Annotated in this window: 15 protein-coding genes; 7 read left to right on the plus strand and 8 right to left on the minus strand. The window is 50.3% G+C overall.

From position 1 onward, the window contains the following. Nucleotides 1-4 precede the first annotated feature (4 nt). The 7 genes from HKT17_RS09000 (at nt 5) to HKT17_RS09030 (ending at nt 12,422) form a co-directional block, all read left to right on the plus strand. A complete protein-coding gene (locus HKT17_RS09000) occupies nt 5-1,048 on the plus strand; it encodes a tetratricopeptide repeat protein (protein ID WP_171099482.1) in 1,044 nt (347 codons plus the stop codon). Beyond that, nucleotides 1,045-1,917, plus strand: a complete 873-nt coding sequence (gene serB, locus HKT17_RS09005) for a phosphoserine phosphatase SerB (protein WP_171099484.1) — start codon at nt 1,045-1,047, stop codon at nt 1,915-1,917. The genes HKT17_RS09000 and serB overlap by 4 nt, the downstream gene beginning before the upstream one ends. A gap of 85 nt (nt 1,918-2,002) precedes the next feature. After that, nucleotides 2,003-3,721: a type I secretion system permease/ATPase gene (locus HKT17_RS09010; RefSeq protein ID WP_171099486.1), complete on the plus strand. Its 1,719-nt coding sequence runs from the start codon at nt 2,003-2,005 to the stop codon at nt 3,719-3,721. Next, nucleotides 3,714-5,006: an HlyD family type I secretion periplasmic adaptor subunit gene (locus tag HKT17_RS09015; RefSeq protein ID WP_171099488.1), complete on the plus strand. Its 1,293-nt coding sequence runs from the start codon at nt 3,714-3,716 to the stop codon at nt 5,004-5,006. The genes HKT17_RS09010 and HKT17_RS09015 overlap by 8 nt, the downstream gene beginning before the upstream one ends. A 4-nt stretch (nt 5,007-5,010) precedes the next feature. Next, the gene (locus HKT17_RS09020) at nt 5,011-6,339 is read left to right on the plus strand and encodes a TolC family protein (RefSeq protein ID WP_171099491.1); all 1,329 of its coding nucleotides are present in this window, start codon (nt 5,011-5,013) and stop codon (nt 6,337-6,339) included. A gap of 289 nt (nt 6,340-6,628) precedes the next feature. After that, a complete protein-coding gene (locus HKT17_RS09025) occupies nt 6,629-7,228 on the plus strand; it encodes a hypothetical protein (protein WP_171099493.1) in 600 nt (199 codons plus the stop codon). Between the two features lie 502 nt (nt 7,229-7,730). Then, complete coding sequence (locus HKT17_RS09030; protein ID WP_205882403.1) at nt 7,731-12,422, plus strand: calcium-binding protein; 4,692 nt, start codon at nt 7,731-7,733, stop codon at nt 12,420-12,422. 64 nt (nt 12,423-12,486) lie between these two features. Here HKT17_RS09030 and bktB read toward each other — a convergent pair whose 3' ends face one another. The 8 genes from bktB to HKT17_RS09070 all read right to left on the minus strand — a co-directional run bounded on the left by bktB (nt 12,487) and on the right by HKT17_RS09070 (nt 22,034). Then, nucleotides 12,487-13,668, minus strand: coding sequence for a beta-ketothiolase BktB (bktB, locus tag HKT17_RS09035; protein ID WP_008248452.1), 1,182 nt, complete (start codon nt 13,666-13,668; stop codon nt 12,487-12,489). Nucleotides 13,669-13,715: 47 nt separating this feature from the next. Beyond that, entirely contained in the window at nt 13,716-15,077 is a 1,362-nt protein-coding gene (rimO, locus tag HKT17_RS09040; RefSeq protein ID WP_171099497.1) for a 30S ribosomal protein S12 methylthiotransferase RimO, read from the minus strand. Nucleotides 15,078-15,086: 9 nt separating this feature from the next. Beyond that, nucleotides 15,087-15,704 carry a polyhydroxyalkanoate synthesis repressor PhaR gene (phaR, locus tag HKT17_RS09045; protein WP_105029321.1) on the minus strand — a complete coding sequence of 206 codons (618 nt, stop codon included), beginning with the start codon at nt 15,702-15,704 and terminating at the stop codon, nt 15,087-15,089. A 206-nt stretch (nt 15,705-15,910) separates the two neighbouring features. Further along, nucleotides 15,911-16,654 carry an acetoacetyl-CoA reductase gene (phbB, locus tag HKT17_RS09050; protein WP_008248461.1) on the minus strand — a complete coding sequence of 248 codons (744 nt, stop codon included), beginning with the start codon at nt 16,652-16,654 and terminating at the stop codon, nt 15,911-15,913. A gap of 44 nt (nt 16,655-16,698) precedes the next feature. Beyond that, on the minus strand, nt 16,699-17,877 hold the full coding sequence (locus HKT17_RS09055; RefSeq protein ID WP_171099499.1) for an acetyl-CoA C-acetyltransferase: 1,179 nt from the start codon (nt 17,875-17,877) through the stop codon (nt 16,699-16,701). 21 nt (nt 17,878-17,898) lie between these two features. Then, nucleotides 17,899-19,737, minus strand: a complete 1,839-nt coding sequence (locus tag HKT17_RS09060; RefSeq protein ID WP_371815370.1) for a PHA/PHB synthase family protein — start codon at nt 19,735-19,737, stop codon at nt 17,899-17,901. A gap of 328 nt (nt 19,738-20,065) precedes the next feature. Further along, a complete protein-coding gene (gene pgeF, locus HKT17_RS09065) occupies nt 20,066-20,899 on the minus strand; it encodes a peptidoglycan editing factor PgeF (RefSeq protein WP_205882404.1) in 834 nt (277 codons plus the stop codon). After that, complete coding sequence (locus tag HKT17_RS09070) at nt 20,868-22,034, minus strand: RluA family pseudouridine synthase (RefSeq protein WP_171099501.1); 1,167 nt, start codon at nt 22,032-22,034, stop codon at nt 20,868-20,870. The genes pgeF and HKT17_RS09070 overlap by 32 nt, the downstream gene beginning before the upstream one ends. Nucleotides 22,035-22,149 lie beyond the last annotated feature (115 nt).

The raw sequence follows: 22,149 nt of genomic DNA on the forward strand, positions 1-22,149 counted from the left end.
ATTCATGACCCACAACGCTGGCAAATACCACATTTGGTTGCACTTGTTGGGCGCAGCCCTTATTGGTTGCGCATTTCTCAATGCAACCACCGCCAAAGCAGCGGAAAGCCCAACGGCCGGCGAGGCCGGTATGGCCGTGTACAAAGCGCTTTTACCGAAGGCCGAGGCAGGCGACGCAGAAGTACAAACCACACTGGGCTTGATGCGCTTACGCGGCGATGTAGTAGAGCGCGACCTGAAAGTTGCACGCGTGTGGCTGGGTAAAGCAGCCCTTCAGAACCACACCCCCGCTCAATATTATTTGGGCCAGTTACTGCTACTTGATGTGTTCAACGCCAAGCAAAGCGATTTGAACAAACAGTTGACCGAGGGTATGGGTTGGTTGCGCCGCGCATCGCGAGACCAACACAACCCATCGCAATTGCTGTATTCACAAACTGTGCTTGAAAGCCAATTGGAGAGCCCGTTCGGACACAGCAAAATTGAAGCCCAGCAGCATCTTGATTCCTGCGCAGAAGTACACCTGCCCTGCACTCAATACGCATTAAAGCGACTCGACCAGGGCAAAGAAGAGGTTTACTGCCCCAACAACGAATTCTGCGAACAGAAAAAACGCCTGCTTTACACATTGGCCAATGCAGGCGACGCCAACGCGCGCTACCGGTTGAGCAAATTTGAAGGTGAAGACCGCATGTTTTGGGTGCGGCGTGCCGCGCGCTTGAATCACCCACAAGCCAGCCATGAATTGGCCGAGTTGGTGTTGAAAAATGAAGTTCCCTTGCAACCGGAAGACCCTGCCGTGCTGGCCTTACTCAACACAGCTGCACAACAGGGCTTGCAGGAATCCATGCATTTGCTGGGCAGTCTGCTGTACGAAGGGACCCGATTTCCTGTCAACAAGCCCCTGGGGTTACAATGGTTAAACCTTGCGGCGCAACGGGGCCACAAACCCTCGATTGAACTCTTGGCACAACTTCAAGAGCCCGCCGACAACATTCCTGCTATCGACAAGGTAGAATCCGCGCAACCCACGGAGAGCACACCATGAGCCGACTATTCTTTTCCTCGCAAACATTAAGCACAGCACAAGTACACACAGCCCTGGATGCACTGAACCTGCCTACTCTTGGCGTAGAAACGCTAAATCAACAAGCCTGCATTGAAATTCCAGAAGCCTACACCCTGCCCAAAGCCGCAATTACCGACACCTTACGACCATTAAGCCGCGCACATCAATTCGACTTTGCAATTCTGGAAGCCGAGTTTCAGGCCAATGAATTCAAGCTGTTGGCAATGGACATGGACAGCACCTTGATTACCATTGAATGCATTGATGAAATTGCCGACTTTGCGGGCAAGAAAAAAGAAGTATCCGAAATTACCGAAGCTGCCATGCGCGGCGAAATCAAAGATTTTTCTGAAAGCCTGAACCGCCGCGTGGCCTTGCTCAAGGGCGTGCCTGAAAGCTGCCTTCAATCCGTATTTGAAGAACGCCTGCGCTTGTCACCCGGCGCAGAAGAACTGATAGCGTATGCCAAAGCCAACAAGTGGAAAACATTGTTGGTTAGTGGTGGCTTCACATTTTTCACAGACAAAATGAAAGAAGTATTGGGGCTGGATTACACCCGCTCCAACACACTTGAAATTGTAGATGGGCATTTGACAGGCCGTGTGCTGGGCACCATTGTGGATGCGGAAGTAAAACGCGAAACCGTATTGGAAACCTGCACACTGTTGGGCTGCGAACCTTCACGCGCCATTGTGGTGGGCGATGGATCGAACGATTTGAAAATGATGGAAATTTCAGGTGCCAGCGTGGCTTTTCATGCCAAGCCAGTGGTGCAGGAGAAAACAGATTTTTGCATCAACCACGGCGGGTTGGACACAATATGCAAGTGGTTTGAGGCAAACGCATAACTCATTCAGATTACCCTCCAACAAATGAACTTTCTGGAAATGGCATGCAACACAGTCGGTCACAGATCACCGAAGCAAATGTTGCATGCTCCCTACACCGGAATCATCGTCCCTTCTAAAAACCGCGCTGCAAGGCCATAGGCGCTGGCTAAAAGTTTTAATCGCGTTCAGCGCAGCAATTAACCTTTTGGCACTTACACCCAGCATTTACATGATGCAGGTGTACGACAGGGTATTAAGCAGCCAAAGCCAATCCACACTACTGGCACTCACTGCCTTGGTTGTTGGGCTTTACATCCTTGCAGGCATGCTGGAACACCACCGCGTCGCCACCCTGACCCGAATTGGAAATGCTCTTGAACAGGAATTCAGCGCCAGGCTGCACACTGCGGCGTTTCAACGTGCCCTAAAAACGCAGGGAAAAGACAACACCGGGCAAGCCATTCGCGATTTCTCCGCAATTCGTCAATTCATGACCAGCCAGGGTGCCATTGCCCTGTTCGATACTCCGTGGGTGTTGTTCTACATCACATTGCTGTTCGCATTTCACCCCTTGTTTGGATTGATGGCACTTTGCTGCGTAGCAATCTCGATCACATTAAGCTGGCTTCACCTTCGAAGCACACGCCCTTTCGAGGAACAAACCAACGCACTGGGCATTCTCAGTGCGAACACCATGAACTCGACCCTTCAAAACGCCAACTCCATTCAGGCCATGGGAATGCTACCCACCGTTCAAACCGAATGGCTGAGTATTCAAAACGAGCAAACCACCCACCACACCGAGTCTGCCGATGCTTCCTCGGTGTGGACGAACAGCAGCAAATACTTCCGCATGTTTGTGCAAAGCGCAGCCCTTGGGCTTGGTGCTTATTTGGTATTGAATCAATCACTCAGCGGCGGGATGATGATTGCCGCTTCGATCTTAATAGGCAAGGCACTTGCCCCGGTCGACATATTAAGCAGTGCCGCCAAAGCATTAACCGGTACACGCCAGGCGTATGAACGCCTGAATAAATTGCTCAACAACAGCCCGCAGACCCGCGAATTAACCGAATTGCCCGCACCCAAACCTGTTATCGAATGCCGCAACATGTACCTGGCAGCGCCTTTGTCAGGCCTATGGCTTTTAAAAAACATCCTCTTACAAATACCTGCGGGAAGTACCGTGGGTGTAATCGGCCCCAGTGGGTCGGGTAAAACCAGCCTGCTTCATGCACTGGCAGGCATTCTGCCAATTTCCCAGGGCCGCCTGGAAATTGATGGTGCCGACATTGCACAATACCCCCGCAGCCAACTGGGTGCATGGACAGGTTACCTGGCCCAGCATGTTGAACTGTTTGAAGGCACAGTTGCACAAAATATTGGTCGCTTTGAACACAACAACGACGAACACATCGTACAAGCCGCTATGGCAGCAGGCGTACACGAACTTGTATTGAAACTACCCAAAGGCTACAACACACCACTGGGTGCACAGGGCGAAGGCTTATCGGGTGGCATGCGTCAACGAATAGGGCTTGCTCGGGCCCTGTACAAAAAGCCACAACTGTTGCTGCTCGACGAACCCAACGCTCATCTTGATGAAGCAGGTGAAGCCGCTTTGGCCAACGCACTGGTGCAGCATCAACAACACGGCAACACTGCCATTGTAGTAACCCACAAAAAATCGATTCTGCGGGTGTGCAACAAATTGCTGGTTCTTCGCGACGGTGAAGTATCCGTGTACGGAAACACCCACGAAGTACTCACACATCTTCAACAACAACCCCCTACACAGCGGACAAGAGTAAAAAATGCATAACGAACTCGACATCAAAAAAGTGTCCCGCAGAGGCCTTGTTACTCTGATTGTCGGTTTCATCGGCTTCGTGGTGTGGGGCAGCCTTGTGGCCATGGACAGAGGCGTGGTGGTAAACGGCACACTCACCTTTCATGGGGAACGTAAAACCATTGTGCACCCCCACGGCGGCGTGGTTGAAAAAATATGGATTACCGAAGGGCAACTGGTACAAGAAGGCCAAACACTGATCAGCCTGAACACCACTGACAGCCAAACCCAACTGAACGCGCTTCAGGTTCAACGCCAGGCGCTGATCGCAAAAACAGAACGCCTTGAAAAAGAAACAGGCAACAATCTCGACACCACCACGAAGCCTGAAACCACGGGCAAAGCCGCTGACCCGTTTCAAACCCGGCAACACGAAGCAGAAGCAATGCTGTACGCGAGCCGCCAACGGGCCTTGCAAAACGATATTCGCATGCTTGAACTGGAAAGCAGCACCGCCCAAAACAACATGACTGCGCAAAACAATGCACAACGCAGCAAACAAAAACAGTTGGAAAGGTTGAAACAACAACACCTTGGCATGGCAGACATGGTGGCCAAAGGCTACATGCCTGCCAACCGGCTTGTAGAACTGCAAGGCCAAATCAGCGCGCTGGAAGTGGCACTGGCTCAAGATGAAATTCAAATCAGCCAACTGAATGCCACCATACGCAACGCAAAACTGAAAAAGCAGCAACTTCACAACCAACTGCACACAGAAAGCCAAACCGTACTGGCCGATGTACAAGCCGAACTGGCCGCGCTGGATGAGCAAATTCAGCGCATCGCATTTGTTGTTCAACACACCAACATTCAAAGCCCGGTGGCTGGCCAGGTATTGGGATTAAAGCTATTTACGCAGGGCAGCGCCATGCCAGCGAACACACCGATCATGGACATTGCACCGAATGGCAGTGAACTTGAAATTAGCGCAGAACTTGAACCTGCAATGGTTGATCAGGTAAAAGCCGAACAGCCGGTAACAGTTCGTTTCAGTGCCCTTAAAACAGCACAAACGCTGGAAGTTGAGGGTGTTTTAAATCGCGTAGGCGCAGACCAGTTAAGCAACCCCACCACAGGCATGCCATACATTCCCGTGAATGTTCGCCTGACACAAAAGGCGTTAGAAGAAATTGCACAACACCGCATACAGGCAGGTGTGCCGGTTGAGTTATTGATTGTAACTGGCGAGCAAACGCTGATGCAGTACCTGTTCAAACCGATTACAGACAGGCTATTTAGTGCCATGCGGGAGCATTAATTTCATGGCATTCAAGCTGAAAAACATGTTGAAACTATTGGCAGCTGTGTGCTGCTGGTGGGCACTTTCGCCTTCAGCACACGCAAAAAGTGTTGAACAATTGCTGCAATATGCCATTGAAATATCTCCCGAGGTAGCCACGGCCAAGGCGCAAATGCAGGTTGCACAAGCTGACCTGAAAATAAGCGAAGCAGCCTGGCTTCCCCAAGCCAGCGCGCGGCTATACAACGGCGTAGGCGATACCAAGCAATCCAACCCGTTTGCCAACCAGCGCAATGCGAACGAAAACATTCAGAACAACAGCATCTCCCTTCAACAGAGTATTTACAACAAACCCGCTTCCATTCAAATTGAGCAAACTCAACTCACCGTTCAAGAAGCCGAGTTACGCCATGCTTTGGCTGTTCAAACCACCATTCAAAACTGGCTAGCCAAGCTAATGGACTACAAACAAAGCAAGGCTTTGCTGAACTTGACCGAACACAAACAACAAACAGCCCTGCTTCAAAAAGAACATGTAGAACAAGGTGTAATGAACGGTGAAAACAGCGCACTGGAACTTGCCAACGCAGAATCAGAGGCGGCTCTGCGCCAGGCCGAGCATGGCCAGGCCGAGCAGGCGGTGAAGCAGCGCTTGTGGGAACTCTCGCAGCTAACCGGGCAAGAAGTGGTTCCGGTATGGGTTGATGATATTGAATTCAACATACCCCCTACCCTGCACAACGAAAAGGAACTTGAACAGGAAGTGCTTCAGAACAACCTGGGCTTGAAAATTCAGCAGTTGTACAAGCAAGCCGCTACTCTGGAAATTAACAAAGCAAATGGGCAACACCACCCCACCCTGAAACTGGTGGCCCAATATTCGCAAAGCCAATCAGAAACAGTCAGCACCCTGGGTAACCGGGTTGAACAAAACATGCTGGCCATTCAAATGGACATTCCTTTGTTCAACGGTTTTGCTACCCAGGCACAAACTGAAAAAGCAGCAGCCAGCCTGAACCAGCAGCATGCCGACTACAACAAAACCAGCGCCCAGGTGTTGCGTGATACCCAGGCCGCCCACAGGCAACTGAACAGTGCCACCCATTTGTGGAAAGCCTATACACAGGCAGACCGCGCAGCCACACAACAACAACTGGCCATTGAAACTGCAATTAAGCACCAGCTGGCCACACCGCTTGACTTGGCAAAAGCCAAAGAAAAACTGACTGAACTGCAAATGAAGAAAATGGAATACCTGCGGGCAGCAAATAAGGCTTACTTGCTGGTTCATGAGTTGACCGGGAAATTGAATATTGAAGGTGCTTTGGAGCGCTTATCAAAGCGGGAATAGAGGTGATGTGTAACCCGGAAGAATGGGGTTAACTTGACCACTTTTGTATTTACTGAACAAACCGATACTCTACCCAGGCGTGCAACAGTGCGCTTTTTTAAAGGACGAACATCCAATGCCCAAGACCGACTCGCCCAGGCTGTCAAGCAAACCACAACCAAAGCACAAGTCCAGCACATCACAGCAAGTCGCAATCAGAAAACTGGTCAATTAAAGCGATCAACGATTTAGTTGGAAAATAAAAGTGCTTTTGTTCGTCGCTTATCTTACTGAAAGAATGGATTTTTAAATGAAAAATCATATTTTTAAAAAAGACATCAATAAATTTTTTTATTCCAGGAAATTTTTGGTATTCGCGTTATTTGTTTTTATGATTATTTCCATCCTTTTTGCTGCAAAAAAAACCGTCGAGCAGCAACAACAACAATACAAAGACGTTACTGCTAATTTTTGTGAAGAAGGATGCACTTATCGTTTCCCAAAAGAACTAAAACCAAGAGTGCTATCACCGAGTGATAAATATCCAGTAGTAACCCTAGAATTTCCCTTTAAAGAAGAATTAATTCCCATATTCATAAACAGAAAAATCTATTTAAGCTATCCAGAAAACTACGTTGAAAGCGATAAAGACAAAACTCCATATATCGTTAAAGAATCCGATGTTATAGATAAGTTTTACAAAAAAAAATATCAATATTTTTATACAGACAATCAAAGAAAAATTGTTCTTCGCAACAACACTTTTACTATTGCAACAGAGCAAAAAATAGAGAAGGACATTAATTTGTTGTACTTCGTACCATCAGAATTTTTTTCAGATTCGATAATGATCAACAAAGAAATTAACAGAAAACTAGACTCCATGAAGGTAAAAAATACAAATGAATAATGTTCTCATCTCAAACGAAGAAAAATCAATCCTTAGAAAATATCTTGAAGATGGTAATTTTCCAGAAGGATATCGATATCTGAAGTCAGTTGTTGACGGAAAAATCACAACCGAAACAAACGAGAGCAATCTTGATCAGCTAAACAAGCTATCAAACTGGTTAGATAGTGCTGCATCAATCAATTCAAATGATGGTTCATTCGTTAGTGAATTTGTTTACAACGCCACCAATAACTTTTCTTTGTTGGAAAAGAGTGCGCCTATAACTCGCGAGAGATTTCAAGCGGCTTCAGATGAGCTAGCAACGAATGTTTTTAATAGCTTTCTTACTAATAAAGCAAATTTTACTTTTATTATAGAGCAAGATGTTCAGGTTGCTATTAAAGATCTTGAATTACCCAGATGGGGCTGGGCAGGTACAATTGGCGATGGATTTCCAATATTTTTGTTCGGTCTTGGTCAAAACGTCGTTGAGGTGGGTGGTGCTTCAACTTTTGAATACTTGGCGAACTTAGCGAAAGTATTGATTGCCAACAATTACGCTTTTAATACCGCCGTAGCAGTGTCCTCAGGCAAGTTTATCGGGAATGTACTTCACGAGTCCTATCAAGCCAGCTTGATTCGAGCAAATGAGTTGGCTCAAATACTTGATATCTACCAAAATTCCGACGACGAATCCAGCTGCCCTATTATTCTCGACCTGGATGGCGATGGTGTAGAAACACTGAACATGGCTGACACCTCCGTTTACTTCGACCACAACCGCGATGGGTTTGCTGAAGCCACCGGTTGGGCTGGTGCAGACGATGGAATACTGGTGCGCGATTTGAACGGCAACGGTCAAATTGACAACGGTGGCGAACTGTTTGGTGACAACACACTGGTCAACGGCGTGCGTGCGGCCAATGGCTTTGAAGCGCTTAAAGCGCTGGACAACAACAAAGACGGCAAATTCAGCAGCGCCGATACCGCATGGAACACCGTGAAGGTATGGAAAGACAGCAATTCAAATGGCAGCGTTGATACAGGCGAAATACTGACCCTGGCGCAGGCCAAGGTAGCCTCAATTAATCTAGATTACAACTTCTGGTCACCGAACGATAACGAAGCCGATAACGACCACCTGCAAACCTCAAGCTACACCACCACCGATGGGCAGGTTCGCGAGGCGCACGACGTGTGGTTTGCCACCAACCGCAGCGATTCCGTTCAACTGGCTCAAATTGAAGTGCCCGACAATATTCTGGCCATGATCAACCTGCAAGGCATGGGCACGCTGCCCAGCCTTCACAACGCCATGGTGATGGACACCACGGGCGGGCTGAAACAGTGGGTTGAACAATTGGAAGCCAAATTGTTTGCGCCACAAAACACAGCCCCACTTACACCAGCGGAATTGTATGCCAACACCCGCACCTTGATGTTTAAATGGGCTGGTGTAGACCACCTGCCCGGTGATGATTACATGGAAACGCTGGATACCCGCGAACTTACCTTGATTGAAAAAGTCTTGGGGGTAACGCCAGAAGAATCATTCAAGGCCACAGTGCGCCCGGGCAATGTGAGCGTACAGAATTTGTCTGCGGCCTTTAACGTGCTGCAACAGCAAGTTACGAACGACATTTTGAAGCAAACCACCTTCAAGCCAGTGTTCGATTCAATCAAGCTGAAGTTCAATGAAACTTCGAGCCAGATTGAATTTGATTTGACCCAGACTGCGGCGGTGTTGAAGCAGCTTGTTGCTAACGCCGAGGCAATTGATCAAATTACATGGGTTGCCCTGTTCAAGAAAGCACTTGGTTTGTCGGTAGACAGCCCGGACAACATGCTTTCAACGGGCCTTGCGCAAATTTACTCAAACGACCCCCAGTTCAAAGACATTTGGAACGCTGCGCCTGTGGGCTATCTGCTTGTGGGCTCTGATTCATCCGATACCGTCTACAACTTTGATCACCCGAGCTTCCAAGCGCAGCCTTTGCTGCAAAATGGTGGTGAAGGCAATGACACCCTTCAGGCCTTCCAATCGCGTCCAGCTACTCTGGGTGGCGGCGATGGCGATGACAAACTGATTGGAGGCACAGCCAATGATCTATTGATTGGTGGGAAAGGCAACGACACACTCAAAGGCCAGGAAGGTGCAGACACCTATTGGTACTTTAAAGGTGATGGTCGTGATGTCATCCACGTGGGCAACACGGGCAGCACCGCCAATGACACCTTGGTGCTCAAAAACATCAAATCCACCGATGTTGTGCTACAGCAATCACTGCTGAATTTGGTAATTACATTCAAGGGAACGGACAGCGGTTCAATCACGATTGAGAACCACTTCAATCACTGGAATTCACAAAACTACGAGTTAGGTAAAATCGAATTTTCTGACGGTGTTGTCTGGACCAAAGCGACCATTGCAAGCAAGGTGCTTGCACCCACTGCCGGAAACGACATACTGATCGGCACAAAGGCTGCAAACACCATTGCTGGCAACGCGGGCGACGACACAATCAGCGGTGGTGAAGGCAATGACACACTGCGCGGCCTGACAGGCAACGACATTCTGAATGGCGATGGTGGCAACGATAGCCTGTATGGCGGTACCGACCACGACCATCTGTATGGCGGCATTGGCGACGACATGCTGTACGGTGAAGCGGGTACGGATTCACTTTGCGGCGACGACGGTGCCGATACCTTGCAGGGTGGGCACGGCGATGACTATCTTGAGGGTGGCAATGGCAGTGACACTTTCGTTTACCACAATGGCGATGGCCGAGATGTGATTAGCAAAAATTACAACGAAACTAACAACACTGAAACGCTGAAGCTTCTTGACCTGCTACCTTCACAAGTCAAATTTTTCAGAGAGTACAACGACCTTCTTATTCAGGTTTCAGGATCCAGCAATGATGTTATTCGCATCAGTGGGCATTTCGATGCGTTTGGAGCGGGTCAACATTACCTTGACCGCATTCAGTTTGCCGATGCCAGCATTATGCCCAGCAGCACCTTCAGCAGTATGGCAACCCAATACACGGACAACACGCGAACCGTGAATGGAACAAATGCCGCCGAGGCACTTTCAGGCAACAACCAAAATGACATGATTTATGCAGGCGCAGGCAATGACAAATTAACGGGTGGTGTGGGTGACGATTACTTGGCTGGCGAGGCAGGCAATGACACCTATGTGTTCAGGAAAGGCCACGGACGCGACACGATTGATGTTTTGGGCGGAACAAGCACTGGTTTTGCAGAAGTTGAAACCCTGCACCTGATTGACACCAACTCAACCGATGTTGTGTTGACCAGAAACCATCTAGATGATTTGCTGGTTCAAATCAAAAGCAGTCCGAACGATCTGATCACTGTGTCAAGCCACTTTGCCCAAGTGGATGCAGGTGCAGCCGCAATCGATTCCATCGTTTTTGCAGATGGCGTAACCTGGAATGCCGCCACAATTCGCAGCACTGTGCTTGCGGCTACCACCGCCAACGATCACATTCAAGGCTACGCCACCAATGACACCTTGTATGGCGGCGATGGAAACGATTTGATCACTGGCAAAGCGGGCGCAGACACCCTGTATGGACAAAACGGCAACGACTATCTGGATGGTGGAAGTGGCAACGACAAACTGTACGGTGGCGAGCACCATGATGAACTCCATGGCGGCGATGGAGACGACACCTTGCGTGGCGATGCTGGCAATGACACGCTGTACGGCGGGCTTGGGAACGACGTGCTGGAAGGTTCTGCAGGCGACGATCGCTTGATGGGAGAGGAAGGTAACAACACTTACCTGTACTACCAAAACCATGGGCACGATGTAATTGCCAATGGCGACACGTCGGGAACTAACACACTTCGACTGGTCAACATTAACCAGAATGATATTGTGCTTCGCCGGGAATACGGCAACTTGAGTATTCAGTTCAAGAATAATTCCGGTGATCAAATCACCGTGGAGAATCATTTTTACTACGGCGACATGGTCTCGAATTACTCGCTGGACCGAATTCAATTCGCGGATGGTTCAATTTGGAACACGGAGAGAATAAATGCAGAAGCACTGAAAGGAACGGTGAACAATGATTTGATTGAAGGGTTTGATACACCCAACACCATAGATGCCGGCGATGGAAACGACCAAATTTATGGTGGGTATGACAATGACCACCTGACTGGTGGTGCTGGTAACGATTCAATTTCTGGCAACTTCGGCAATGACACCATTTTTGGTGGCATTGGCAATGACTTTGTGTATGGCAATGAAGGTGACGATTTTATTTGGGGCAACGCAGGTGCAGACACCCTTGAAGGCAACGAAGGCAACGACACGATTCAGGGTGGAACAGGCACAGACATCATGACTGGTGGGGAAGGCTCAGACACTTTCATCGTAAAAGCTGGTGATGGAAAAGATGCAATTATCGCGACCTCTTACTCTACAAATCCAGAAGATTTCGACACCCTGAGCTTTACTGATCTATCATCCGCGCAGCTGACTTTGCGACGAGTCTATGATGATTTGGTAATTACCAATTCAGTAAATTCTACGGATGAGGTTCGGGTTTCGAGTCATTTCGTCGATGAAGGTTTTAATACAGATTCACTCGACTTGATCAAAACTTCGGATGGAGTGCAATGGAATGCCAGTACCATTCGCACCATGTCACTTAAGGCCAGCAACGGGTCGGACACCATCATTGCCTTCTCAAGCGCTGACGTGGTTCGGGGCTTGAGCGGAAATGATTTAATCGATGGAAAAGCCGGAAATGATCAACTGTTTGGTGATGCTGGCTCAGATACTATTTACGGAGGTGATGGAAGTGATCGCATTTCGGGCGGCACTGGCAACGACTTACTTTATGGTGGCAACGGACACGACACGTTTACGTTCAACAAAGGGGATGGCCGAGATACGGTGTACGTCAATGAAGCCTTTGGCGGCAACGCAACAGAAACATTGATTCTCGGCAACATGAATAGTACGGAGGTTAACTTGCTGCGTTACAACGGCTCTTTGTATGTGCAGCAGAAAAACTCAATCAGCGACCATGTTCAGATCGTCAGTCATTTTGCTGGAGGAGCAAATGCGTTGGACAAAATTATTTTTTCCGATGGGCTGACTTGGGACACTGCAACCATAAACGCGATGAGCGTGAATGCGCCAGTAGACCCAGATTCGGTTTGAACAAATCAACAATGAAAAAGGCATTTGAATTTCAAATGCCTTTTTTGTGAACTACATCAGCAACTTACATCCGCTCAAATATCGCAGCAATACCCTGACCACCACCAATACACATGGTCACCAGTGCATAACGACCTTGAATACGCTGCAATTCATACAGGGCTTTCACGGTAATGATTGCGCCGGTTGCGCCAATGGGGTGACCAATTGAAATACCTGAACCATTTGGGTTGACCTTGGCTGGGTCCATGCCCAATTCTTTGGTCACGGCACAAGCCTGCGCCGCAAAAGCCTCGTTGGCTTCGATCACGTCCATGTCTTCAATTTTCAAGCCCGCTTTGGCCAAGGCTTTTTTGGTTGCTGACACTGGGCCAATACCCATGATGGTTGGCTCTACGCCGGTGTTGGCATACGCCACCAAACGGGCCATGGGCTTCTTGCCCGCTTTTTCAGCCGCGCTGCGTTCCATCAACAGCACTGCGCCTGCACCGTCGTTCAAACCAGAAGCATTGCCAGCAGTTACAGTACCGTCTTTCTGGAACACAGTTTTTAGTTTGGCCATGCCTTCTACCGTGGCGTCACCTCGAACATGCTCATCGGTGTCAAACATCACCGGGCCTTTCTTGCTCTTGATTTCAATCGGCAAAATCTGCTCTTTGAAATAACCATTGGCAATCGCATTGGCTGCACGCTTGTGGCTTTCAACTGCCAAAGCGTCCTGGTCTTCACGGCTTACATTGAATTCCTTGGCCACGTTTTCCGCAGTCACGCCCATGTGAATCACATGAAATGGGTCGTGCAAAGCGCCCACCATCATGTCGATGCCTTTCATGTCGCCCATGCGTGCACCCCAACGGGCGGCGGGCAAAATGTAGGGGGCTTTGCTCATGCTTTCAGCACCACCACCAATGGCCACATCCGCGTCGCCCAGCATAATGCTTTGCGCTGCAGTCACAATGGCTTGCAGGCCAGAACCACACAGGCGGTTCAGCGTGAGCGCTGGCGTGGATTTGTCCAGACCACCTTCAATGGCAGCAACACGCGACAAATACATGTCACGTGGCTCAGAATTCACCACATGCCCAAACACCACATGGCCCACCTGGTCAGCGCTTACACCTGCGCGCGCAACCACTTCCTTCACCACCATGGCGCCCAACTGCGTTGGGGAAAAGTCTTTCAAACTTCCACCAAAGTCGCCCACTGCGGTGCGTACACCGGCTACCACTACCACTTCACGCGTCATTGCTCTATCTCCATTTTTTTATTAAACGATTCAGCTAAATGATTCAGTTATGCGATTCTGCCCCAAAGGTCGTGTTCATCACAATCATCAATCAGCACATTAATAAAGTCGCCCGGCTTGGGTTGCTGGGTCTGGTTCTCTGGCATGGGTATAAACACATTGCCATCAATTTCAGGGGCATCGGCTTTGCTGCGCGCCACAATGCCCTCTTCGTCGGTTTCATCGACCAACACTTGCATCACTTTGCCCAACTTGGCTTCGTTGCGGCTCAGCGAAATCTTCTCCTGCAAGGCCATCAAACGCGCACGGCGCTCTTCTTTCACTTCTTCAGGCACTGGGTTATCAAGGGCATTCGCAACCGCACCATCGACAGGCGAGTAAGCAAACACGCCCACACGGTCCAGTTGTGCCTCTTCGATGAAATCAAGCAAGTGCTTGAACTCATCCTCGGTTTCACCAGGGAAACCTGTAATGAAGGTGCTGCGCAAGGTGATGTCGGGGCAGGTGTTACGCCAGGCGCGAATGCGCTCGATGTTGCGCTCTCCACTGGCTGGGCGCTTCATGCGCTTCAATACATCAGGATGTGAATGTTGGAATGGAATGTCCAGGTAAGGCAAAATTTTGCCTTCTGCCATCAATGGCACCACGCGGTCCACGTGGGGGTATGGGTACACGTAGTGCATGCGCACCCAAATGCCCAACTCGCCCAACTCTTCGGCCAGTTGCTGAAACTGTGTTTTTACGGGGCGACCATTCACAAAGTCGGTGCGATATTTCAAATCAACACCGTAGGCCGATGTGTCTTGGCTCACCACCAGCAATTCCTTCACACCCGCTTTTTTCAGGCTTTCCGCTTCACGAATTACTTCACCGATTGGGCGGGACACCAAATCGCCTCGCATGCTTGGGATGATGCAGAAGGTACAACGGTGATTACAGCCCTCTGAAATTTTCAGGTAGGCGTAGTGCTTTGGGGTTAGCTTCACGCCATGGTCGGGTACTAAATCAATGAAGGGGTCGTGTGGTTTGGGCAGGTGAATGTGCACTGCCTGCATCACTTCCTCTGTGGCATGTGGGCCAGTCACCGCCAATACCTTGGGGTGCAGTTTGGTAATCATGTCCTTGCCTTCGTTGCCGTTTTTGGCGCCCAGGCAACCAGTCACAATCACCTTGCCATTGGCATGCATGGCTTCACCAATTGCATCCAGGCTTTCTTGTACGGCGCTGTCAATAAAACCGCAGGTATTCACAACGATCAGGTCTGCACCTTCATAGGACGCGGACACGTTGTACCCCTCTACTTTCAGTTGGGTCAGAATTCGCTCGGAATCCACAAGGGCCTTTGGGCAACCCAAAGAAACAAAGCCCACACTCGGTGGGCGCTTGGCAGAGAAGGTGTCGTCTTGCATGGTCAGGTATTACTTTTTTGTAGGGTCCGGCTTTGCTTTGGTGGCACCAGGCATACCAGGCATGCCTGGCATCCCGCTCATGCCAGGAAACTCGCCCGGGTTGGGAAATCCAAAGTTTGTGAACATGCTGCGGGTTTGGTTTTGAAACTGGTCCTGCATTTGCACAAACATGTTTTTGCTTTGTTCAATGTAGTTGCTCATCATGCTTTGAATGACGGGCGTTTGAACGCTCATGAACTGTGACCACAATTCCGGGTTGGCAAACTGGCTACCATCCGCAACGTTCTTGCCTTGATCCTGAAAACTGTTCTGAATGTCCATGAACGCTTGCAGGTTCTTTTCAAGAAAGGTGCCCATGATGCCCTGCATCGCATTGCCGTAAAACCGAATGATCTGCGAAAGCATGGGTGAAGTGAAAATGGGAACACCCGCTGTTTCTTCCTCCAGAATGATCTGGAGCAAAATACTTCGGGTTAAGTCTTCACCACTTTTCGCATCCACGACTTGAAAGCCTTCGTTTTCCAGCACCAATAGCTTCACATCGCCCAAGGTGATGTAACTGCTGGTTTGTGTGTCGTACAAGCGTCGGTTCGGATATTTCTTTATCAGTCGTGTTGCTTCAGCCATGCCTCTCATCTCTTTTTTGTGGTGTTATACGCCGCCGCACCTGCGTGGGTGGGTGGTCTGGATGCCAGTGCCCCAGTGTTACAGGTTGCCAAACAACCCAGCACAAACAAGCACTTACAAAAAACAAAGCACTGCACGCTTTTTCAACGTGCAGTGCAACATCATACCGCCTTTTTGGCACTTGGTTGCCGAAAATGCACCAAGCATTAACCCATGTGCAAACCACCGTTCAGTGAAAAGTCGGCACCGGTTGAAAAACCAGAGTCTTCAGAGGCCAACCAGGCACAAATGGATGCGATTTCCTCAGGCGTGCCCAAACGCTTGACTGGAATGGTGTTCACGATTTTTTCGAGCACATCGGGGCGAATGGCGCGAACCATGTCAGTGCCGATGTAACCGGGAGAAACGGTGTTCACGGTGACGCCCTTGGATGCCACCTCCTGAGCCAGTGCCATGGTAAAGCCGCGCAAACCTGCCTTGGCTGTGGAATAGTTGGTTTGACCAAACTGCCCCTTCTGGCCATTCACTGACGAAATATTGATGATGCGGCCAAAACCCTGTTCAACCATGCCACCAATCACCTGCTTGGTCACGTTAAACAGCGAATTCAAATTGGTGTCGATCACGGCAGACCAATCATCGCGGCTCATTTTCACAAAGGTGCCGTCGCGGGTAATACCCGCGTTGTTCACCAAAATAGACACGGTGCCGTGCTCAGCACGCACTTTTTCAAACGCAGTTACAGTGCTGTCCCAATCGGCCACGTTGCCTTCACTGGCATACACCTCATATCCTGCGCTGCGCATTTCGCCCAACCATTTTTCCTTGCGCGGTGAATTGGGACCACAACCGGCAATCACGCGGTAGCCCTGCTCACACAGTTTCTTGCAAATGGCCGTTCCAATGCCGCCCATACCACCTGTTACATACGCTACTTTTGGTTCACTCATGATTCACATTCCTTCTCTATTTGTATTGATTTAAATTCCGCGCTTTATCGCGACACGGCCAAAGCCACACCCATGCCACCGCCGATGCACAAAGAGGCCAGACCTTTCTTGGCATCACGCTTGTTCATTTCATGGATCAAACTGACCAGCACACGGCAACCTGACGCACCAATTGGGTGGCCCAGCGCGATCGCACCGCCGTTCACATTGATCTTGGCAGTATCCCAGCCCATTTCCTTGTTCACTGCACAGGCCTGTGCAGCAAAGGCTTCGTTGATCTCCATCAGGTCCAGGTCGGCCGCTGTCCAACCCGCTTTTTCCAAACATTTTTTGGAAGCAGGAACAGGCCCCATACCCATGATTGTGGGGTCCAGGCCAGCACTGGCGTAGGCCTGTATTTTGGCCAACACGGGCAAACCCAACTCCTTGGCTTTCGCTGCGCTCATCAACATTACGGCGGCGGCGCCATCATTCAAACCAGAGGCATTCGCTGCGGTCACGCTGCCCTCTTTCTTGAAAGCGGGTTTCAAGGCTGTCATATTGTCCAAGGTGGCGCCTAAGCGCGGAAACTCGTCGGTGTCAAACACCAAGGGGTCGCCTTTGCGCTGCGGAATACTCAGCGGGAAAATTTCGTCCTTGAAACGACCAGCCTTAATCGCAGCCTCGGCCTTGTTCTGGCTTTTGACCGCGAACTCGTCTTGCTCGGCACGGTTGATGCCGTACTTCTCGGCCACATTCTCGGCAGTAATGCCCATGTGGTATTGGTTGTACACGTCCCACAGGCCATCCACAATCATGCTGTCGACCAGCTTGGCATCGCCCATGCGGAAGCCATCGCGGCTGCCCATCATCACATGGGGTGCAGCGCTCATGTTTTCCTGTCCACCGGCAATCACAATTTCAGCGTCGCCGCAGGCAATCGCCTGAGCACCCAGCATCACGGCCTTCAGGCCAGAACCACACACCTTGTTGATCGTCAGGGCGGGCACGCCCACTGGCAAACCAGCCTTGATCACCGCCTGGCGTGCCGGGTTTTGGCCCGAGCCCGCTGTAAGCACCTGACCCAAAATCACTTCGGAAATTTGCTCGCCTTTCACGCCTGTTTTATCAAGCAAACCTTTAATCACGTGTGCACCCAATTCTGGCGCAGAAATTTTTGCAAGTGATCCACCAAACTTGCCCAGTGCGGTTCGGCCCGCAGCCACAATTACCACTTCAGTCATGTCAACTCTCCTTACAGGTTTTTATACGGCTCGCTGTTTGACGTATCGTCCAGGTGCGGGCTCAATCGGTTTGTATTTCGCATTGCCAGGCTTGGCGGGCGCTTTTACTTCGCCACCTTTCATGGGCTCAAGCCACTGCGCCCAATCATTCCACCAGCTGCCAGGTACTTCTTTCGCTTTCTTGAACCACTGTTCAGGTGTTTCAGGGATTTCGCCTTCACACACCCAGTAATTCCGCTTGTTTTTATTCGCCGGATTGATCACACCGGCAATGTGCCCACTTGCACCCAACACAAAACGGGATTCACCACCCACCAAATGACTAGTTTGAAATGCACTGGTCCACGGCACAATGTGGTCTTCCCGAGTTGCCAAAATGTAAACAGGCACATCGATCAAACCCAAATCAACAGGCATGCCACACACCAGTGCCTTTCCGGGTTGGCACACCTTGTTTTCCAGGTAAGTGTTGCGCAGATACCAGGCAAACATGGGGCCGGGTAGATTGGTGCTGTCACTGTTCCAGTACAACAAATCGAACACAGGTGGCTTTTCACCTTTCAGGTAATTGTTCACCACATAGTTCCAAATCAAATCGTTCGGGCGCAAGGAAGAAAATGCACTGGATAAATCTTTTCCAGGCATTACGCCACCCTTACCGATACTTTCCTCTCGCGCTTTTACCTGCTCTTCATCAACAAACACACCCAAGGCACCTGTGTCAGTGAAATCCAGCAAAGTGGTCAAAAAAGTGACACTGTTCACACTGTCATCACCACGATTGGCCAAGGTTGACAGTGCTGTTGCCAGAAGTGTGCCACCCACACAAAACCCCAACACATTCAGCTTGGGCTGCTTGGAAATGGCCTTGACCACTTCAATGGCTTTGATCACGCCATCTTCGACATAGCCATCCCACGTAAAATGTCCGTCCGCTTCCGTGGGGTTTTTCCAAGACACCAGGAACAAGGTGTGGCCTTGCTCCACCACAAAATTCACCAGTGAATTGCTGGGCTGAAGATCGAGAATGTAGTACTTGTTGATGCACGGGGGTACAAACAACATGGGCTGTTTGCCCACTTTTTCGGTGGCGGGCTTGTATTGCAAAAGCTGAAAGTATTCGCATTCAAACACCACATCGCCCGGCGCGGTGGCCACATTCACACCCACTTCAAAAGCACTTTCGTCGGTTTGGGAAATGCGGCCTTTCTGCATGTCTGCCATCAGGTTTTGAATGGCCTGCGTCAGGCTTTCACCTTTGGTTTCAAGCAGTTTCTTTTGTGCTTCGGGATTGGTCACAAAAAAATTGGATGGGCTAAGCGCATCTACAAATTGCTCAACCGCGTACTCCACCTTTCGTTTTTCAGGGCTGCTGTCGGGCACCAACTCAACAATTCGTTTCGTAAAGCGGGCATTTAGCGAATACATGGCAGCGGTAAACTCATAGACGCCATGGTCGTGCCAATCGGCTGAAGCAAAACGCTTGTCGCCTTGAATCCAGCAGTCCAGCGGAACTGGCTGCTTTGTTTTGGAATCGGAATTGGGCAAACTGGAAAAAGCAGAGGCCATCAATGCCGACAACTCGGCTGCATACTCGGCTTGAATTTGCCCCAGCGAATGAACCGGAATTTGGGTGAGCGCTGCCTGACAAGCCCCCATGATGGAATTCATGAAAGGCTGAATTGCACCCATGGTGGCGTTTTGTAAAGGTGCAGCGGCCTGCAGACCGGGCAACGGCCCCAATTGACCAAAGGCGCCCATGGCTTGTTGAAACTGGGCCTGCATTTGCTGCTGCATTTGTTCAGCAACAGGCAATAGCAGACCAAAGACTTCGTTGAAGTCTGGTATTTGTTTGTTCACCTTCCTCTCCTTTGTGGGGGCAATATGCTCCCTTGGCTCGTCGGCCTTTGCGATATTGTGCACCGCAACATTTTGACTTGTCAAATAATTGTATGCCTCTGACCCTTTCTGTTTGCTGATCAGCCCAATTTAATGCACCATCTCCAGTGTATTCGCTTCACCCTTGAGTTCACAAAGATGTACATCGTTATTATTGGCTGGATGTATGTAGTCACCCTGATGGCGGCTACAGAGACAAACTTCGTGGCTGGAATTGTCACATTCCTTTTTTACGGGGCACTGCCCTGTGCCGTGCTGGCCTATTTGATGGGAACGAAGTCAAGAAGACTCAAGCGGCGTGCTCAGGAAGAAGCCGAATTAGCGTTGCAAAACGCCCAGACTGAACCCCCTGCTGTTGCCCCCGCCGATGAGAAAACCAGCGCGGATCGGTGACCGTGTCCCAGCCGCCGCCTTCAATGTTGGAATTACCCAATTCGCGCAGTGCAAGCCGGGCCAGTGCATACAGGTCGGCCAAGTATTTCCCGGATTTGTCGCCTGGCTTGAAGCACTCAATTGCATTGGGACTTTGCTGAACAAAGGCATGGAACACCTCCGCCCCAACTTCAAAAGAGTGTGGGCCAATGGCAGGTCCCATCCAGGCCTTGATTTGCATTAGAGGAACCCCGCAGGCCTGGCTTAATGCCCTCGCGCTTGCCAGTAAAACACCTGCATGCAAGCCTCGCCAGCCAGCATGGGCTGCTGCAACCCCCAGTGCTTTGCCAGAGTTGCTGAAGGCCACAAAAACGACGGGCAAACAGTCTGCGGTCATGATCGCCAAGGCCAGGTTGCAACTAACACTGACTGAAGCATCTGCCACCGGTGGTGTTGTGCCAGATGACATCGCATCGCTTGCAAGCCTCGCCTCGAACACCTCGCAACCATGTACCTGGTTTAACCACACAACCGGAGCACCCATTTCCTTTTCAACTAAACTGCGCCGAGCTTGAACATGGGTCAGGCTATCCCCGACATGTGTACCCAAATTGAAACCATAAGGATTGGCGTTACCCTGTGGATTATCAAATCCGGTTTCTGTCACCAGTACCTTGACACCCTTCCAATCTGGGCCAAGCTGGGAGACAGGAATTTCTTTATTCAATTTCTTCAAGGTCGTCGTCATCATCAAAACGCACCAGCACCGAGGCCTTGTGTTGGTGAGCTTCCTCCAATACCGCCTCTTCTACGTCGTCGCTGTGGAAATCAATGCCAGCCATTTCACCCAACAAGCGCAAATCCTCGGGGGCCTTGGCTACATACTCGGGCCATTCATGATTTCCAAGGCTTTCGTCCCAATCCTCAGCCGCTTCATCAGCTCCTTGCACATGAAAATAAGCCGGATCTGGAAAGCTCAGGTGTGTTGCATGCAGGGCTTGGCGCTCGAACTTCTCGCCATTGGGCAGTTCAATCGAGGAAAGTCGCAAGGCAGAGTGACTGCCAGCGCCTTTGATTTTGTAAACCGGGTCGGCCACCAAAGCAAAACCGGCATGCTGGGCATGCACACGAATTTGATGGGTACGCCCGGTTTCAAGACGGCACACCATCAAGGTGACAGGCACTTCAAGAAGCTCACCAAAAGCAACTGGGGTAAAGTGGGTTACAGCGGGCTTACCGTGATCAACCACCGCCATACGCAGGCGATTGCGCGGGTCGCGGCCCAGGGGATTATTCACAGTCAAAGGGTTCGAAATTCGGCCCCACACCATGGCCAGGTAAACCCGCTTTACAATGCGGGCTTGCAACATTTGAACCAGTTTTACCTGGGTTTCAGCGGTGCGGGCCACGACCATCAAACCGGTGGTGTCTGCGTCCAGGCGGTGCACAATCCCCGCCCTTGGCACATGTATCAAACCCGGGTCCAGGTGATACAGGCCATTCATCAAAGTACCTGTCCAGTGCCCAGGTGCTGGATGAACCACCAGGCCGGCCTGTTTGTTGACCACCGTGTATTCATTGGTGCGGGCCACAATATCCAGGTTCATGTCCTCGGGGATCAAAGCCTGCATGTGGGCCAAAACCCCAGGGCTTAACTCAATCCGATCCATGCCCTGTACTTTCTGATTGCCCTTGGCTGCGGCCACGCCATTGACCAGCACCCTTTCCTCTTTCAACCAGCCCTGCAGGCGGGAACGCGAGTACTGCGGGAACAACTCGGCAATCACTTTGTCCAAGCGAGAACCTCCCAATTCCATGGGCACTCTGGCTTGTAACGGTTGATCGGGTTGTGCGTTTTCCGCGTCGGCTTGAATTTGGGACGTCATAAATTAAAATCGAATCTTTCAATTGAGTATGCCGCCGGTGGGCGGCACGGGCTTTGCCCGATATAATGGAAAACCATTGATGATCAAACAGGGACACTTCGGGTTTCGAAATCAC

Source organism: Limnobacter sp. SAORIC-580 (assembly GCF_013004065.1).
Lineage (GTDB): Bacteria > Pseudomonadota > Gammaproteobacteria > Burkholderiales > Burkholderiaceae_B > Limnobacter > Limnobacter profundi.

Coding starts and splice junctions, on each gene's coding strand:
- HKT17_RS09000 (WP_171099482.1), top strand. CDS start 5: ATGACCCACAACGCTGGCAAATACCACATTTGGTTGCACTTGTTGGGC.
- serB (WP_171099484.1), top strand. CDS start 1,045: ATGAGCCGACTATTCTTTTCCTCGCAAACATTAAGCACAGCACAAGTA.
- HKT17_RS09010 (WP_171099486.1), top strand. CDS start 2,003: ATGCTCCCTACACCGGAATCATCGTCCCTTCTAAAAACCGCGCTGCAA.
- HKT17_RS09015 (WP_171099488.1), top strand. CDS start 3,714: ATGCATAACGAACTCGACATCAAAAAAGTGTCCCGCAGAGGCCTTGTT.
- HKT17_RS09020 (WP_171099491.1), top strand. CDS start 5,011: ATGGCATTCAAGCTGAAAAACATGTTGAAACTATTGGCAGCTGTGTGC.
- HKT17_RS09025 (WP_171099493.1), top strand. CDS start 6,629: ATGAAAAATCATATTTTTAAAAAAGACATCAATAAATTTTTTTATTCC.
- bktB (WP_008248452.1), bottom strand. CDS start 13,668: ATGACGCGTGAAGTGGTAGTGGTAGCCGGTGTACGCACCGCAGTGGGC.
- rimO (WP_171099497.1), bottom strand. CDS start 15,077: ATGCAAGACGACACCTTCTCTGCCAAGCGCCCACCGAGTGTGGGCTTT.
- phaR (WP_105029321.1), bottom strand. CDS start 15,704: ATGGCTGAAGCAACACGACTGATAAAGAAATATCCGAACCGACGCTTG.
- phbB (WP_008248461.1), bottom strand. CDS start 16,654: ATGAGTGAACCAAAAGTAGCGTATGTAACAGGTGGTATGGGCGGCATT.
- HKT17_RS09055 (WP_171099499.1), bottom strand. CDS start 17,877: ATGACTGAAGTGGTAATTGTGGCTGCGGGCCGAACCGCACTGGGCAAG.
- pgeF (WP_205882404.1), bottom strand. CDS start 20,899: ATGATGACGACGACCTTGAAGAAATTGAATAAAGAAATTCCTGTCTCC.
- HKT17_RS09070 (WP_171099501.1), bottom strand. CDS start 22,034: ATGACGTCCCAAATTCAAGCCGACGCGGAAAACGCACAACCCGATCAA.